Source organism: Methylobacterium sp. J-070 (assembly GCF_022829385.1).
Taxonomy (GTDB): Bacteria; Pseudomonadota; Alphaproteobacteria; order Rhizobiales; family Beijerinckiaceae; genus Methylobacterium.
Genome location: NZ_JAKSXX010000237.1, coordinates 1 through 15,908, shown reverse-complemented (window position 1 = coordinate 15,908; position 15,908 = coordinate 1). Strand labels below are relative to the sequence as shown.

15 protein-coding genes are annotated in these 15,908 nt (G+C 71.4%); 9 read left to right on the top strand and 6 right to left on the bottom strand.

Going from position 1 to position 15,908, the window contains the following annotated elements; genetic code table 11:
• The first annotated feature begins 301 nt into the window (after positions 1-301).
• Genes chlG through MKL01_RS26880 form a run of 6 tightly spaced genes read left to right on the top strand, consistent with a single transcriptional unit; the run spans position 302 to position 6,412 of the window.
• On the top strand, positions 302-1,186 hold the full coding sequence (chlG, locus tag MKL01_RS26905) for a chlorophyll synthase ChlG (RefSeq protein WP_243908241.1): 885 nt from the start codon (positions 302-304) through the stop codon (positions 1,184-1,186).
• On the top strand, positions 1,186-2,610 hold the full coding sequence (locus MKL01_RS26900; protein WP_243908240.1) for a BCD family MFS transporter: 1,425 nt from the start codon (positions 1,186-1,188) through the stop codon (positions 2,608-2,610). The genes chlG and MKL01_RS26900 overlap by 1 nt, the downstream gene beginning before the upstream one ends.
• Before the next feature lie 4 nt (positions 2,611-2,614).
• Positions 2,615-3,874: a geranylgeranyl diphosphate reductase gene (locus MKL01_RS26895; protein ID WP_243908239.1), complete on the top strand. Its 1,260-nt coding sequence runs from the start codon at positions 2,615-2,617 to the stop codon at positions 3,872-3,874.
• Positions 3,875-3,876: 2 nt separating this feature from the next.
• Positions 3,877-4,374, top strand: a complete 498-nt coding sequence (locus MKL01_RS26890; RefSeq protein ID WP_279604920.1) for a tryptophan-rich sensory protein — start codon at positions 3,877-3,879, stop codon at positions 4,372-4,374.
• Entirely contained in the window at positions 4,374-4,736 is a 363-nt protein-coding gene (locus MKL01_RS26885; RefSeq protein ID WP_243908237.1) for a hypothetical protein, read from the top strand. Before MKL01_RS26890 ends, MKL01_RS26885 begins: the two co-directional genes overlap by 1 nt.
• Before the next feature lie 47 nt (positions 4,737-4,783).
• Positions 4,784-6,412 carry a cytochrome c gene (locus tag MKL01_RS26880; protein WP_409566348.1) on the top strand — a complete coding sequence of 543 codons (1,629 nt, stop codon included), beginning with the start codon at positions 4,784-4,786 and terminating at the stop codon, positions 6,410-6,412.
• On the opposite strand, the gene MKL01_RS26875 is transcribed toward MKL01_RS26880, so the two are convergent.
• The gene (locus tag MKL01_RS26875; RefSeq protein ID WP_243908236.1) at positions 6,337-6,777 is read right to left on the bottom strand and encodes a hypothetical protein; all 441 of its coding nucleotides are present in this window, start codon (positions 6,775-6,777) and stop codon (positions 6,337-6,339) included. The genes MKL01_RS26880 and MKL01_RS26875 overlap by 76 nt on opposite strands.
• A 322-nt stretch (positions 6,778-7,099) precedes the next feature.
• Here MKL01_RS26875 and MKL01_RS26870 point away from each other — a divergent pair, with 322 nt between their 5' ends.
• On the top strand, positions 7,100-7,273 hold the full coding sequence (locus tag MKL01_RS26870; RefSeq protein WP_243908235.1) for a YqaE/Pmp3 family membrane protein: 174 nt from the start codon (positions 7,100-7,102) through the stop codon (positions 7,271-7,273).
• A gap of 321 nt (positions 7,274-7,594) precedes the next feature.
• Here the strand turns inward: MKL01_RS26870 and MKL01_RS26865 are convergent, their stop codons facing one another.
• Positions 7,595-9,133, bottom strand: a complete 1,539-nt coding sequence (locus MKL01_RS26865) for a murein L,D-transpeptidase family protein (protein WP_243908234.1) — start codon at positions 9,131-9,133, stop codon at positions 7,595-7,597.
• Positions 9,134-9,283: 150 nt separating this feature from the next.
• Positions 9,284-10,462 carry an MFS transporter gene (locus MKL01_RS26860; RefSeq protein ID WP_243908233.1) on the bottom strand — a complete coding sequence of 393 codons (1,179 nt, stop codon included), beginning with the start codon at positions 10,460-10,462 and terminating at the stop codon, positions 9,284-9,286.
• 232 nt (positions 10,463-10,694) lie between these two features.
• On the opposite strand from MKL01_RS26860, the gene MKL01_RS26855 reads away from it, so the two are divergent.
• Entirely contained in the window at positions 10,695-11,600 is a 906-nt protein-coding gene (locus tag MKL01_RS26855) for a LysR family transcriptional regulator (RefSeq protein WP_243908232.1), read from the top strand.
• Positions 11,601-11,783: 183 nt separating this feature from the next.
• Here MKL01_RS26855 and MKL01_RS26850 read toward each other — a convergent pair whose 3' ends face one another.
• Genes MKL01_RS26850 through MKL01_RS26840 form a run of 3 tightly spaced genes read right to left on the bottom strand, consistent with a single transcriptional unit; the run spans position 11,784 to position 13,802 of the window.
• Positions 11,784-12,515 (bottom strand): DUF1796 family putative cysteine peptidase, encoded by a 732-nt coding sequence (locus MKL01_RS26850; protein ID WP_243908231.1) that lies wholly within the window; start codon positions 12,513-12,515, stop codon positions 11,784-11,786.
• Positions 12,512-13,474 (bottom strand): acetyl-CoA carboxylase carboxyltransferase subunit alpha, encoded by a 963-nt coding sequence (locus MKL01_RS26845; RefSeq protein ID WP_243908230.1) that lies wholly within the window; start codon positions 13,472-13,474, stop codon positions 12,512-12,514. The genes MKL01_RS26850 and MKL01_RS26845 overlap by 4 nt, the downstream gene beginning before the upstream one ends.
• Before the next feature lie 4 nt (positions 13,475-13,478).
• Complete coding sequence (locus tag MKL01_RS26840; protein ID WP_243908229.1) at positions 13,479-13,802, bottom strand: hypothetical protein; 324 nt, start codon at positions 13,800-13,802, stop codon at positions 13,479-13,481.
• A 52-nt stretch (positions 13,803-13,854) separates the two neighbouring features.
• Between MKL01_RS26840 and MKL01_RS26835 the strand changes: the two genes are divergently transcribed.
• Positions 13,855-15,908 (top strand): beta strand repeat-containing protein (locus tag MKL01_RS26835; RefSeq protein WP_243908228.1); only part of this gene is annotated, 2,054 nt, incomplete at its 3' end.

The window sequence follows — 15,908 nt, the reverse complement described above, 5'->3', positions numbered from 1 at the left end:
CACGGGAGATGCCATGCCGCGCGGCCACAAAGCCGCATCGTCGGGACCTCGCCACGTCGGCCCCTATGACCCATGATGCACCCGGTCAGCCGGCCCCGCGGCGCGCTGCATCAGGCTAGCGCAGGGCGCGATGCGCACGCCTCGGCGCCCCGAAATGAGGGCTCCCCGCGCGCCTGCTGCTGGCTGATCGGATAATGTATTTTCATCCGCTGGCTGTATTCATCCGACAAACGTTTCGCGCAAGCCGGCGTCCGGTGTAAATCTGACTTGACACTTGGGCGGGCCCCGGTAGCCTCCCGGTATGGCCGCCACGCCCGCCCCGAGCGCAGTGATCGAGCTGCTGAAGCCGCTGACGTGGTTCGCCCCGATGTGGGCGTTCGCCTGCGGTGTGATCTCCTCGGGGCAGCCCGCGCACGGTCAGTGGCCGGTGATCGCCGCCGGGGTTCTGCTGGCCGGACCGCTGGTCTGCGCCACCAGCCAGGCCGCCAACGACTGGTTCGACCGCCACGTCGACGCGATCAACGAGCCGAACCGGCCGATTCCCTCGGGCCGGATCCCGGGCCGCTGGGGCCTCTACCTCGCGCTCGGCTGGACCGTGCTGTCCCTGGTGGTGGCCGCCGCGCTGGGGCCCTGGATCCTCGGGGCCGCCCTGTTCGGGCTGGCGCTGGCGTGGATCTATTCCGCGCCGCCCCTGCGCCTGAAGAAGAACGGCTGGTGGGGAAACGCCGCTGTGGCGCTCTGCTACGAGGGCCTGCCCTGGTTCACCGGCGCCGCCGTGATGGCCGCCGCCCTTCCGGATCGGCGGGTGATGCTCGTCGCGCTGCTGTACGCCGCCGGCGCCCATGGAATAATGACGCTCAACGATTTCAAATCGGTGGAGGGCGACCGGCGCATGGGCCTGCTGTCCCTGCCGGTGCAGATGGGCACGGAGCGCGCCGCGCGCTTCGCCTGCCTGGTGATGGCGCTGCCGCAGGTGGCGGTGATCGCGCTGCTGACCGGCTGGGAGCGGTACTGGCATGCCGGCCTCGTGGCGGCGCTGCTCGCCGGACAGTTCGTCCTGATGGTCCGGTTCCTCGACGATCCCCGGGAGCGGGCGGTCTGGTACAACGGCACCGGCACCACCCTCTACGTGCTCGGCATGCTGGTCGCCGCCTTCGCGCTGCGGCCGCTGGTGGGGGGCGCGTGATGGGCGAGCCCGGTTCGCGCGCCGGCAGCGCCACGATCCATGCCCCGTCCGCGGGGGCGGAGATCCCGTGGGGCCCGGAGAGAGCCGGTGCGCCCGAACAGCACCTCGGCTGGCCCCAGATCGTCCGCCTCGGCCTGGTCCAGACCGCCCTGGGCAGCGTCGTGGTGCTGATGACCGCCACGCTCAACCGGGTGATGGTGGTGGAACTTGCGCTGCCCGCCCTCGTGCCCGGCCTTCTGGTCGCCCTGCACTACGCGATGCAGGTGCTGCGCCCCCGCTGGGGCTACGGCTCGGACCGGAGCGGCCGGCGCACCCCCTGGATCGTCGGCGGCATGGCGCTGCTCTGCCTTGGCGGGGTCGGGGCGGCCTGCGGCACCGCGCTCGCCGCCACCCACCTCGTGCTGGGGCTGGCGCTCGCCGCAGGCGCGTTCCTGTGCGTCGGGATCGGGGTCGGCGCCGCCGGGACCTCGCTGCTCGTGCTGCTCGCGGGCGGCGTCGCGCCGGCCCGGCGCGGGGCCGCCGCCACCATCGTCTGGGTGATGATGATCGTCGGGTTCGCCGTCACGGCTCCCCTCGCCGGCCATTTCCTGGATCCGTTCTCCGGCCTGCGCCTCGTGGCGGTCTCCGGCACGGTCTCCCTGGTGGCGTTCTGCGTCGCCGCCCTGGCGGTGGTCGGGGTGGAGCGGCGCCTGGCCCTCCGGCCGCCCGAGCCCGAGCCCGAGCCCGAGGCGGCGCGGCGGCCGTTCTTCGCCGTGCTGGCCGAGGTCCTGGCCGACCCCGTGGCCCGGACCTTCACGCTGTTCGTGTTCGTCTCGATGCTGGCCTACAGCGCCCAGGAGCTGATCCTGGAGCCCTACGCGGGCCTCGTCTTCGCCATGACCCCGGGCGCCACCACGAAACTCGCCGGGCTCCAGCACGGGGGCGTGCTCGCCGGGATGCTGGTGGTGGCGGGGCTGACGCTCATGGCCCGCGGCACCCCCCTCGCCTCTTTGAGACTGTGGATCGCCCTGGGCTGCGCCGGCTCGGCGGCCGCCCTGTTCGCCCTGGCGAGCGGTGCGGCCGGGGGCACCGATTTCCCGCTGCGGCAGACGGTGTTCGCCCTCGGGATGGCCAACGGCGCCTATGCGGTCGCGGCGATCGGCTCGATGATGGCGCTCGCCGGCCGGGGCGACGCGCGCGAGCGCGGCACCCGGATGGGCGTCTGGGGTGCCGCGCAGGGCATCGCGTTCGGGGCCGGCGGATTTCTGGGCGCGGTGGCGGTGGACGCCCTGCGGCTCGTCACCGCCGAACCGGTCCAGGCCTACGCGGCGGTGTTCGCCGCGGAAGGCGGGCTGTTCCTGGTCGCAGTGGTCTTGGCCGCGCGGCTGGAACCCGTCGCGGCGCCGGGCCCGGTGCCGCTCAATTCCGCCCTCGGCGCGAGGTGAAGCCATGGCTCGGTTGGATGATGGCGGCCGCTCTTCCCCCTCCCCCTCTCCGGGGAGAGGCGGCGGCGAAGCGGCCTTCGACGTCGTGGTGGTCGGCGGCGGCCCCGCGGGCGCCACGGCGGCCAACGACCTCGCCCGGGCCGGGCACACGGTGCTGCTCCTCGACAAGCCCGGCCGGATCAAGCCCTGCGGCGGCGCGATCCCGCCGCGGCTGATCCGCGACTTCGCGATCCCCGATTCCCTCCTGGTCGCCAAGATCCGGTCCGCCCGGATGGTGGCGCCGAGCGGCAAGGCCGTGGACATGCCCGTCGGCGAAGGCTTCGTCGGCATGGTCGACCGCGAGCATTTCGACCCGTGGTTGCGCGCCCGGGCCGTGCAGGCCGGCGCCGCCCTGCGCGAAGCCGCCTTCGAAACCATCTCCCGGCCAGATGGCGGGCCGGCGCTCGTCCACTTCACCACCGGCACCGGCGAAACGCTCGCCCGCCACGCGGTCCGGGCGCGCCTCGTCATCGGCGCCGACGGGGCCTGCTCGCCCGTCGGGCGGGCCGAGGTGCCGGGCCACGCCAAGATGCGGCAGGTCTTCGCCTACCACGAGATCCTGCGGGTCCCGGAAGCGGGCGCGCCGGGGGCCGAATCCGTCGAGGCGAGCCGCTGCGACGTCTACTACCAGGGCCGGCACTCGCCGGATTTCTACAGCTGGATCTTTCCCCACGGCGACACGCTGAGCATCGGCACCGGCAGCGCCAAGAAGGGCTTCTCCCTGCGCTCCTCGATCCGGAACCTGCGCGCCGCGACGGGGCTCGACACGGCCGAGACCCTCCGCCGCGAGGGCGCGCCGCTGCCCCTCAAGCCCCTGAAGCGCTGGGACAACGGCCGCGACGTGCTGCTCGCCGGCGACGCCGCCGGCGTGGTCGCGCCGGCCTCCGGCGAGGGCATCTACTACGCCATGCTGGGCGGCCGCCTCTCGGCGGAGGCGGCCGCGGCCTTCCTGGAGACCGGGGATGCCCGGGCGCTCGCCCGCGCGCGGGCGCGCTTCATGAAGCTCCACGGCCGCGTCTTCTGGATCCTCGGGATGATGCAGTGGGTCTGGTACCGCAGCGACGGCCTGCGCGAGCGCTTCGTGGCGATCTGCCGGGACAAGGACGTGCAGCAGCTCACCTGGGACAGCTACATGAACAAGGAGCTGGTCCGGGCCAAGCCCGCCGCCCACGCGCGGATCTTCTTCAAGGACCTCGCGCACCTGTTCCGCTGGGTCTCGCCGTGACGCTGCCTGGGACCGGTACCGGCTGGGAGCCGGCCGCGGTGGCGGCCGCGGCGGCGATCCTCGTAGCGGTGGCGGGCGGCGTCGCCACCACCACGGATGCCTGGTACCGGGCCCTGCGCGTCCCGGTCTGGAAACCGCCGGACTGGGCCTTCGGGCCGGTCTGGACCGTGATCTTCGTGCTCACCACCGCCGCCGGGGTGCTCGCCTGGACCGGCGACCCCGATCCCGGCGCCCGCGGGGTGCTGCTCGCCGCCTACGCGGTGAACGGGGTGCTCAACATCGCCTGGAGCGTGCTGTTCTTCCGCTTCCGCCGCCCCGACTGGGCGCTGGCCGAGGTCGCGGCCCTGTGGCTGTCGATCGCCGTGCTGGTGGCGGTGACCGGCCGGGTCTCGGCCACGGCCGGGCTGATGAACCTGCCCTACCTCGCCTGGGTCAGCGTCGCCGCCTGTCTCAACCTGCGGATCGTGCGCCTCAACGCCCCCTTCCGGGCGACGGCCTGATGGCCGCCCTGTTCGCCTCGGGCCGGATCATCGACGGCATCCTGGCGCTGGTGGTCCTCGAGGCGCTGCTGCTGGTCTGGCTGTGCCGGCGCAGGCGCGTGGTCCCGGGCGTGTTCGCGGACCTGTCCCTGCCGGCGCTCCTCGCCACCCTCGCCTCCGGGGCGGCCTTGATGCTGGCCCTGCGCGCCGCCCTGGTCGGCGCCCCCTGGAGCACGGTCGCCGCCTGCCTGCTCGCCGGGCTCGTCGCCCATCTGGCGGATCTCGGAGTGCGGATCCGCGCCGGCATGGCGCATCGCCGCAGGCCGCCGCCGACAGGAACAACGCCGCGAACGGAGGCGTTCACGCGCGTCAGTACTTTCTAACGACTCTACTTTCCAACGACGACAATTCTCTCAGGGGAGACGTGGTCATGCAGCGCACGAGGCAGCGGACGAATCGCCCCGCGTCTGGATGGGCCGCAGATCCGCGCGTGACGGCTCCGCTGATGACGGTCCCGCTCCTCGCGGGTCTGTTCATGGCCGTGCCGGCCCGCGCGCAGGACAGCGCCGATCCGGTCGAGCGCGGCAAGTACCTCGTCACCATGGGCGATTGCGCCGCCTGCCACACCGCCCCGGGCGGAAAGTTCCTCGCCGGCAACTATGCGCTGAACATGCCGTTCGGCGTGATCATGACGCCCAACCTCACCCCCGACAAGGAGACCGGGCTCGGCGACTACTCTTACGCCGACTTCGAGAAGTCCTTCCGGCAGGGCTACAGCAAGCATGTCGGGTATCTCTACCCGGCCTTTCCGTTCGCCTGGTACACCAAGGTCAGCGACGAGGACACCAAGGCGATCTGGGCCTACCTGCAGTCGATCCCGGCGGTGAGCCAGAAGCGCCAGGAGAGCCAGATCCCGTTCCCGTTCAGCGTCCGCACGGCGCTGGTGACGTGGCGGACCGCCTTCTTCAGCGAGGAGCGCTTCAAGCCCGATCCGAACGCCAGCGCCGAGGTCAACCGCGGCGGCTACCTCGTCGAGGGGCTGGGCCATTGCGCCATGTGCCACAACGAGAACAAGCTCGTCGGCAATTCGAGCTTCGCGGGCCGCTTCGGCGGCGGCGTGATCGACGGCTGGTATGCCCCCAACATCACCCCGGACGGCCACCAGGGCATCGGTGCCTGGACCGACGAGCAGGTGGTGACCTACCTCAAGACCGGCACCGCCCCGGGCGACCGGCCGGGCGTCGCCGCCGGCCCGATGCGCCAGACCATCATGGAATCCCTCTCCCAGGTGAAGGAGGAGGATCTGAAGGCGATGGTCGCCTACCTGCGCACGATTCCCGCCAAGCAGACCTACAAGCCCAAGGACCTCGCGGTCTTCGACACCGCCGGCGCCCCCGGCGCTTCGACCTACCTGACCTACTGCTCCTCCTGCCACCAGCCCGACGGCAAGGGCATCGAGGGCGCGGTGCCGGCGCTCGCCGGCAACACCTCGGTGATGTCGGAGGGCCCCGAGACGGTGCTGCGGGTGATCTACGGCGGCCTCGGCGCCCAGAGCGGCCTCGCCCCGATGGTGGCGATCGGCCAGCAGATGACCGACGTCGAGGTGAAGAACGTCACCGACTACATCCGCAACTCCTGGGGCAACAAGGCGCCGCCGGTGACCGGCGAGAAGGCCTCCGAGGCGCGCGCCGCCACCAAGACCATGCTGGCGGGCACCGCCCCCTGCGCGGAGATCGAGCAGGACACGCTCAAGGCGGCCTTCGACAAGCTCGGCGTGCAGGACGCGCTCAAGGGCGTGAAGCAGCAGGACTTCGTGCCGACGCTGGTCCGGGTGGTGCAGCAGATCAAGACGGCCTCCACGGGGGCCACGGACGACGACGTGGTCAACGCCCTCACCACGGCCTTCTGCAAGGCGGGGCGTGACGACCAGCAATATGCCAGCCCGAGCTGGCCCGCGGTGATCGGCACCTTCGCCAACGTCGCCTACAGCCAAGTGAAGCACCCGGAGAAGCAGGCAGTGAACGTGCCCTCCGCCACCACGGCGCCGATGAAGAACTGACGGGCGCACCGCCGACGGTGCACCCGGTGGGATACGCGGCCGCCGTTCACACGGGGGCGGTCCGATCCGGGGCCGGACCGGCCGCGATCGGGAGATCGTGGGTCAAACGTGAGCGCGATCCGGAGCGCCTGCAGGAGCATCGGGCTGTGCAACAGGGGAACGTCGCTCGCCGCGGTGGCGGCCTCGGACACCGCGGCGTCGTCGCCGAGCCGGGCGATCAGCGTCTCGATCTGAGCCTCGACGGTGGCGTCGGCGTCGGCCTCATGGTGGAGGAGGCCGCGGCGTTCCAGTTCGTCGTTGACCTGCTCGGCGAGTCGCACGAATCCCCGGCCGATATCCTCCAGAATCGTTGCGCGTTCGGCCACAGGATCCATGCAACGTGGCCGTCAAGGCGGCGGTATCCGGAAGCGAGGGGCCTCTCTCCCGTGCGGGCTCCGGAGTCACGGATCCCCTTGAAAAGCGGACCCCGGTATCTCCGAGCGTCTCATGTCGCGTCTCCAAGGCGGAGCTGAGCCGGTTCTCCGCCGGGAGAAAGGGCGCCCGTCGCGCTCCGCTGCCAGCGGGGTGGGCGCTCCGGGCGTGTGAACATGAAGTGGGTTCTGCCGCGCCTCCCGGCAGGGCGGGGAACGGAGACGGCCGCGCGTCGTTTGAGCGTGGACCCCCTCGGACCCTAGCCCCGGAGCTTCCGTGTCCAGCCTCGTCCGCATCCTGCTCGCGATCTTCATCCCGCCGATCGCGGTCCTCGTCACCACCGGTTTCGGCCTGCAGTTCCTGCTCAACATCGTGCTCTGGATCCTGGGCTGGCTGCCCGGCACCGTGCATGCCCTGTGGCTGATGAACCGCGACCGGCCGCTGCTCTGAGCGGCGGCGGCCCGGGACGGTCATCCGACGGCAAGGCGCTTCTCCCCCGGCGCCTCTCATGAGCCTCGCCGCGCCGTCGGCCTACCGGCCAACCGCCGCCTGACCAGGTTGTAAGTTCCCAAGGCGCGGCCGTTCCCGATCCCGACCGTCCACTCGGCCCCATCCAATCCGGCGATGACCGGGATCCCGCCGTTCGGGGCCGACACGGCCGGACTCGTCAGCCTCGGTTGACCGGCCCGCGCCGTCGTCCCGCCGCGGCGGTGCGAGGCGCGGCCACACGTCTGAACGAGGAGCGCGCGGTCGGATGACCCGGACGCTTGCCTACGGCTTGACCTTGTCGCCCTCGCCCTTCCGGAGGGCGGGCTTCGCCTCCGACTTGAGCTCGGCCCTGGCCTCAACCTTGGCCTCGACCTTGGCGGTCTTGGACGCGTGCGGCGGCGTGTGCGCCTTGGCGGCCGGCTTCGGCGCGAGCGGGTCGGCGGCGTGCGCGAGCTTGACCGGTTCGGGCACGATAGCGGCGTCGACCGCCGGGGTCGGTGGGGTCGCCGGGGCCGGATTGTCCTTGGCGAACAGCTTGCCGAACAGCTTCTGATAGCTGCTCGGATCCCCATCCGCATCCGCCACGGTGATCCGGGCCGGCTTCTCGGCGAGGGCCGCCGTGGTGTCGACCTGGGTGTCGACAGCCGCGGCCCCTTGAGCGGCGGGCTCCGCGTGGTTCGCCATGAGGGTCGTGGCGACCGGCTTGGCCGGCCCCCGCGCCCTGCCGTCCGCCTTCGCGGCCTTGGCGGGGGCCGCCGGCTCTGCGGCGGCCATCATCGTGGATTGGCCCTTCGGGCCGACCTCGATCTCCTGCGGGCCGGCCGCCAGGGTCTCGGGGCGGCTCACGTCGCCGAGGTTGTGCCGGCCGTACTCCTTGGCGTCGTAGGGCAGCGTCGTCTCGGTGCCGCCGAGGCTCGCGAACGCGCTGGGGTTCTGTGGACGGAACACCGGGTTCTGGCCGCCGTCCTGATAGACCACCCGCACCGCCGGCGTGCCCTTGGCGACGAGTTCGGCGACCGTGCGCGCGTCGCGCTCGCTCTTCTCCGCCACCAGCGGATCGACCTTCGGCTTGCACGAGCCCGCCGCCGCGTCGGCGCCGCCGAACACGTATCGGGTGCCGCACTGGCCGATCTTGGGCTCCTCGCGCAGGGCCTCGAAATAGTCCGACCCTTCCTTGAGGTTCTGCCAGAAGCCGATGTTCGGGTCGTTGCGGAACTTGGCCATGTTCTCGGCCGTCATCCGGAACGGGTAGGACTGGAACTGGAAGCTGCGCTGCCCGCCGATGAACGCCTCGCGGGCCACCGCGTAGATCTCCGCGATGGTGGCGTCGGTCATGGCGAAGCAGCCCGCGGACGAGCAGGTGCCGTGGACCATCAGGTACTTGCCGCTGCGCCCGTTGGCCCGGTCGACGGCATTCGGGAAGCCTGTATCGAACGAGAGATAGTACGAAGAATTCGGATTCATCAGGCCCGGGGTGATCGTGTAGAACCCCTCGGGCGCCTGACGGTCGCCCTCGCGGGTCTTGGGGCCGAGCTGGCCGGACCAGCGGCAGATCGGGTAGGTCTTGAGCAGGGCGTAGCGGCCGTCGCCGCCCCGCTTCCAGACCTCCATCTCCGCCTCCTTCTTGTAGGCGCGGATCAGGATCGGGTCGGATTGCTGCATGCCCTTGGTCTGCATCAGGGCGACCGTCTGGGGGGCGATCGGCGCGATGCTGCGCGCGCTCGGGCCGTTGATCCCGGATCCGTCCTGGCAGGCGGCGAGGGACAGGGCCAACAGGGATGCGGCCGCCAGCATCCGCGCAGTCGCGAGACGCGCCGTCATGGGGAACCTCAATCGTCCTACGCGCGCCCGCGGGCCTTTTCGGCAACCGTCGGACGCCACTCCCCAACCCAATACGCTCGTTAAGCTTGCACCTTCCTTACCGCAAGGACCCGGGTGCAACACTGGCCCGGCTTACGCCGGGCGCGCGCGCTATCCACAGGTGGCCTCGGCGGGGGCGACCCGCGCCGTGCCGCCCCGGCGCAGCCAGAGCATGAAGGCGAGGCCCAGCGCCGCGAGCCCGGCCCCGGCGAGCGGCACTGCCGGGAGCCGGAGGCCTGCATCGATCACGACACCACCCACCGCCGCCCCGATGGCGTTGCCGAGATTGAAGGCGCCGATATTCATCGCCGAGGCGAGGTTGGGCGCCTCGGCGGCCTTCTCCATCACGCGCATCTGGAGCGGCGGTACGATGGCGAAGCTCGCCACGCCCCAGAGGAAGACCAGAAGCGTCACCGCCGCCGCGTCGCGCATCAGACAGGCGAACAGCACCAGGATGCCGACGTGGGCCGCCAGTGCGGCCAGGATCGTGCCGTCCACGGAGCGGTCGGCGAGGCGGCCGCCGAGCCAGTTGCCGAGGGCGAGGCCGATCCCGTTGACGACCAGCATCGCCGTGACGAACGGCGTCGCTCCCCCGGTCTCGTCCCTCAGGATCGGCACGATGTAGGTGAACACCGTGAACATCGCGCTGAAGCCGACGGTGGTCAGCGCCAGGGCGGCGAGCACGGGCCCGCGGCCGAGCACGCGCAGTTCGGCGCGCATGTCGGATCCAGCCTCGGCCTCGAGCTCCGGCAGGGCGAGGCGCAGAGCGAGCATGGTCACGGCGCCGACCCCCGCGATCCCCCAGAACGCCGCGCGCCAGCCGATCTGCGCGCCCATCCAGGCGGCGAGCGGCACGCCCCCGATCAACGCCACGGTGAGGCCCGAGAACATGGCGGCCACCGCGGCGGCGCGGCGTTCCGGCGGCACGATCCCGGCCGCCACCACCGCGCCGACCCCGAAGAAGGCGCCGTGGTTCAGCGCGGTCACGAGCCGGGCGGCGATCAGCATGGCGTAGCTGTCGGCGACCGCCGCCATGAGGTTGCCGAGGGTGAAGATCGCCATCAGCCCGACCAGCAGGCGCCGCCGGCCCATGCGCGCGGTGGCGAGCGTCATCACCGGCGCCCCGATCAGCACCCCCAGCGCATAGGCGCTGACCACGAGGCCGGCTGCCGGGATCGACACGTTCAGATCGCCCGCGATGAGCGGCAGCATCCCCATCGGGGTGAATTCGGTCACGCCGATGCCGAAGGCGCCGACCGCGAGGGCCAGCAGGGGTGCGTTGAGGGCCATGGGTCTTCCGTCTCCGGTTGTTCCGGAGACGCAGGTGGCCGATTCGCGCTCAGGGAAATAGTCTGTTGCGCGGACCAGGATCTGTGCGCCGGCATCACGAATGCGACCTTGCCGGCGGACGAGACGATGGCATCCTGCGTGGCGGACCTGCGACTCGCTGCGTCCGCGTCGCAGTCCCGCGGGATGCGAGGCGGGCACCGGCAGGCGCCCGCGTATCGAGGGGCAGGCACGCATGTTGCGCGACAGGGCCGATCGGGCCGGCGAGATGGCGGTGTTCGTGGCGGTGGCAGAGGCCGGGAGCCTGTCGGAGGCGGCCCGCCGGCTCGGCCTGACGCCCTCGGCGGTCAGCCGGATCGTCGCGCGAATCGAGGCGCGGCTCGGGGTGCGGCTCCTTGTGAGGACCACCCGGACTTTGCGGCTCACCGCCGAAGGCGAGACCTACGGGCGGGCCGCGCGCCGCATCCTGGCGGATCTCGACGAGACCGAGCGGGCACTCGCCGATCGGGGCTGCCCCCGCGGGCGGGTCCGGGTCAGTGCCGCCACCGCCCATGGCCGGCTCGTGATCGTGCCGCTGCTCGCCGATTTCGGCGAGCGGTATCCGGGCATCACCGTGGAGATCGACCTCAGCGACGAACTCGCCGACGTGCTCGGCGGCCGGGCCGACGTGGCGATCCGGTTTGGTCCCCTGGCCGACAGCCCGCTCACCGCCCGTCGACTCGGCGAGACCGGCCGGACCGTGGTGGCGGCGCCGACCTACCTCGCCCGGGCCGGGACGCCGCAGCGGCCCGCCGACCTCGCCGACCACAACTGTCTGGATTTCAGCTTCCGCCGGGTCGAGCCCGGCTGGCCGTTCCGCGAGGACGAGCGCGACGTCGTCCGGCCGGTCCGCGGCAACGTCGCCGCCAACAACGGCGAGACTCTGGTGCAGCTCGCCCTGCGCGGCGTCGGCATCACGCGCGTCGGCAACTTCCACATCGCCGGGGACCTCGCCGCCGGCCGGCTGGTGCCGCTGCTGGAGCCGTTCAATCCGCAGGACCGCGAGGCGATCCACGCGGTGTTCGTGGGCGGTCCCGCCATGCCGGCCCGGGTGCGGGTGCTGGTGGATTATCTGGCGGACCGGATGCGCCCGGGCCCATGACCTGCCGCGGCTGCGGTGTCGGAGGCTCGTCCGCCGCGACCGGTCGGACCGCAGGCCTTCATCGCGGGCAGGAGGCCACCGGCCTGCCCGAGGATCGAGCCGAGGCGGCGTTCGACATCCGCGCGGGTGATCGGCGCGATCGGTCTCCGGGCGCGCGCCATCGTGGGCGCGATCATCGCCCGCTCAGCCGAACAGATCCGGCCGCCGCCCCGCCTCCGCGCGGATGATCTCCACGAGCCGGGCATCCTCGGCCGGGTCGGCGAGCCGCAGGCCCACCGGCTCCGAGGCCGTCTGCACGGTCAGCCAGCGCAGGGACGGCTTCAGGTCCGCGGCCTCGACGACCGCCACCTCGGGATGCCCGGTCTCGAGCTGCAGGAACGTCAGGTGGTTGCGGCTCGCCCGCTGCGCCAGCAGGGCGTCGATCGCCTCCACGGTCTCCCGGGGCGTGTGCAGATGGGTCATCATCCACAGGCGGTTCTCGGTCCCCGGCGTGTTGAGCGCCACCCGGATCCGGCGCACCCCCTCGGTGAGGAAGGCGTAATCCGCCTCGCGCGCCGCCGGGTCGTGGTGGTTGAACACGCATTCGAGCCCGTGCCGCTCCCGGTAGAGCCGGTGGCGCCCGCGCCAGATGTCGGGACCGCGTCGCTCCGCCTCCGGGATGGTCTCGAGCTGGTCGCGGTCGACGAGCGCGGCGAAGTCGTCGGCGAGGCAGTCCCGGACCATGCCGGGCATGGAGAAGATCCAGTCGAGCGGGCCGGACCAGTGGCGCAGGTCGAGGGTCTTGAGCACATGCGCCATCTGGCAGTTGCAGCCGAGCGAGACGTGGTTGTGCGGACCCGGCTCCCGGGGCTCGCGCCGGCCGAGCAGCCGACCGAGGGCGCCGAACAGACCCCCCGTCGCCCCGGGCTCGCTCACAGGCCCCGGCCGATGGCGAGGAACTTCTCCGCGCGGCGGTCGCGGATCTCGGCCGGGCTGAGGCCGTCGAACAGGGCAAGGGACTCGGCGACGGCCTCGCCGGCCGCGCGGATCGCCGCCTCGCGGTCGCGATGCGCCCCGCCGGTGGCCTCCGGGACGATCCCGTCGATGACGCCGAGCCGCAGCAGATCCTGGGCGGTGATCTTCATGGCGGTAGCGGCGTCGGCGGCGCGGCCCTGGTCGCGCCACAGGATCGAGGCGGCGCCCTCGGGCGAGATCACCCCGTAGATCGCGTGCTCCAGCATCAGCACCCGGTTGGCGGTGGCGAGCGCGATCGCCCCCCCAGAGCCGCCCTCCCCGATCACCACGGCGACGTTGGGCACGCCGAGCGCGAGGCAGGCCTCGGTGGAGCGGGCGATGGCCTCGGCCTGGCCGCGCTCCTCCGCCTCGATCCCCGGATAGGCGCCGGCGGTGTCGACGAAGGCGATGACGGGCAGGCCGAACCGGTCGGCGGTCTCCATCAGCCGGACCGCCTTGCGGTAGCCCTCGGGCCGGGCCATCCCGAAATTGTGCCGGAGCCGCGCCTCCGTGGTGGCGCCCTTCTCCTGGCCGAGCACCAGGACCGGGCGGCCGCGGAAGCGGCCGAAGCCGCCGAGGATCGCCTCGTCCTCGCCGAAGCTGCGGTCGCCGGCGAGCGGGGTGAACTCGGCGATCAGCCCGGCGCAGTAATCGACGAAATGCGGCCGCTGCGGGTGGCGGGCCACCTGGGTCTTCTGCCAGGGGGTGAGGTTGGCGTAGATCTCGGCCAGCGCCTGGCCGGCCTTGGCCTCGAGCCGGCCGACCTCCTCGGTGATCGAGACCGCGCCGTCGCGCGCGCTCACGGCGCGCAGCTCCTCGAGCTTGGCCTCCAACTCGGCCACCGGCTTCTCGAAGTCGAGGTAGGTGCGCGTCACCGCCATCGTGTCACAGGTCTTCCCGGGATCCGCCGCAGCGAGGCGGCGGGCGCGAGGTGTTGGCGATGGCGGGGGTGGTGTCAACCGGCGAGCCGGCGGTCCGGCATCCGCCCCGCGCTCGGCTGAGCCGCCGCTGTTGCGGGCCGGCAACGGACACGGCCGATCTGTCACGGCGAAGATCTTTGGTGAGGGAAAATAATTCGCTCCCGGATCGCCCATTGATCGACACTACCGCATTCATTGCAGCCAAAATTGCTTCAAGGTCCGAAATAAAAATCCAGAAGATACCGTCGTCGTATTTGCAGAATATTATCAAAAAACTTGAAGAAATCACGCTCCGCCCTCCATAACGCCCCGCGAAATCTGAGATCGTTTGGAGCGGTGCAGTGATTCGAGGCCAGTGGGGCGATGCGCGCGCCTGGATGATCTGGCTCGCGGCCGCGGCCTGCGGACATCCGGCGAGCGCGACCGACTATACGGTCTCGGCGACCGGGTCGGATGCGGCCCAGAAGGCCGTGTCCGGCACGGACACGGTGACGGTCGAGGCCGGCGGCAAGCTCTCCGTCAACAAGAAGGCGGCGATCGACTGGAACGACGCGTCCACCGACCTGAAGATCACCAATTCCGGCACGATCGAATCGACCAAGGCGGGCGGCCGGGCGATCGACGCCTCCGGGGGCGACAACGCCCGCACCCTGACCCTGGAGAACAAGAAGGACGCCATCATCCGGTCCGACGGCGACGCGGTCCGCATCAACGTCAACCCGACCGCCGGCACCGTGACGGTGAAGAATGCCGGAACGATCCAATCAACGACAAAGCGGGCGCTGGATTTCGAGGCCGCCGCCAGCGGCGCCGCCACGATCACGATCAACAACACCACCACCGGAACGATCAAGTCCGACGGCGACGACGCGATCCGTCCGGGCCAGGGCGCGACGGTCAACAATCACGGCATTATCCGGACGAATGGCCAGGCCGCCGACAAAGCCGACGGCATCGATTTCAAGGCCGCCACCGCCGGGACCGTCAATAACTACGGCGGCGGCTCGATTTCCGGCGCCCGCCACGGCGTCACCCTCAGCGGCAGCAACGGCGCCGGCTCCGTGACGGTGAACAACGCGGCGAACGCCACCATCACCGGCCGCAACGGCTCGGGCGTCGGCTCCGATGCCGGCGGTACGGTCACGAATTTCGGCACGATCGAAGGGGCCTATTCCGGCAACGGCACGCAGGACGGCGACGGGGACGGCGTCGATATCGACCTTGCTGGCACCATCTTGAATTACGGCACGATCAAGGGCACCGGGGCGGGCGGCTACGATTCGGGCGGCCGGGCCAACAACAGCGAGGGCATCTCGCTCGGCGGCGGCATAATCACCAATGCCGGCACGATCACCGGCGCCGCTTACGGCATCGTGGTCAACAACGACTCGAACGCCGACAACAGCCGCAGCGGCGTCGCCGCGACCATGATCACCAACAACGCCAGCGGTACGATCGAGGGCAAGGGCGGCTACGCGATCCGACTGGAGAACAAGACCCGCACGGCGGCCGACAACGACACGATCGTCAACTGGGGCACGATCATCGGCAACGGCACGATCCCGGACCCGGGCGCGGTGGTGCGTCTGAGGGACGGCAGCGTCGACGGCGGCTCGATCGGTACCCTCGACGGCGTGCGCTACAACGGCACCGGCTCGGCGCGCTTCATCCGCGGCGACGGCGCGGCGATCCAGATGGGCGAGGGCAACGACACCCTCACCAACTACGGCACCATCACCGGCAACAGCGGCCGGGCGATCAGCCTGGAGGGCGGCGACGACACCCTCAACCTCTACACCGGATCGACCATCACCGGCCGGATCGACGGCGGCACCGGCACCGACACGATCAACCTCAGAGACAGCGGCACCGGCACCGGCACGCTGGCGAACGTGACCAATTTCGAGGCGCTGAACGTCCAGGGCGGTCACTGGAGGCTGCTGGACGACCAAGCCTATGCAAACGGCGCGACGATCACGTCCTGGGCGGAACTCACGATCGGCAACGGCGCTACGGCCGGGTCGATCACGGCCAACATCGCCAACAGCGGCTCCCTGGTCTTCGACCGGACGGACGCGACGTCCCACGCCGGCACGATCTCCGGCGCGGGCAGTCTGACCAAGGTCAACACCGGCACGCTGACGCTGTCGCGCGCCAACACCTACACGGGCGGCACGACGATCTCCGGCGGCACGCTCAGCGCTACCAACCTCGCCGCGCTCGGCACCGGCGCTGCGACGGTCGTGAGCGGCGCCACCCTGGACGTGAACGGCGTCACCCTGGCCAACGCCCTGACCCTCGCGGGCTATGGGGCGAACGGTATCGGCGCACTGACCGGCACGGGCGCGGCCGGGATCTCCGGCGCCGTGACGCTCTCCGGCAACGCAGGGCTCGG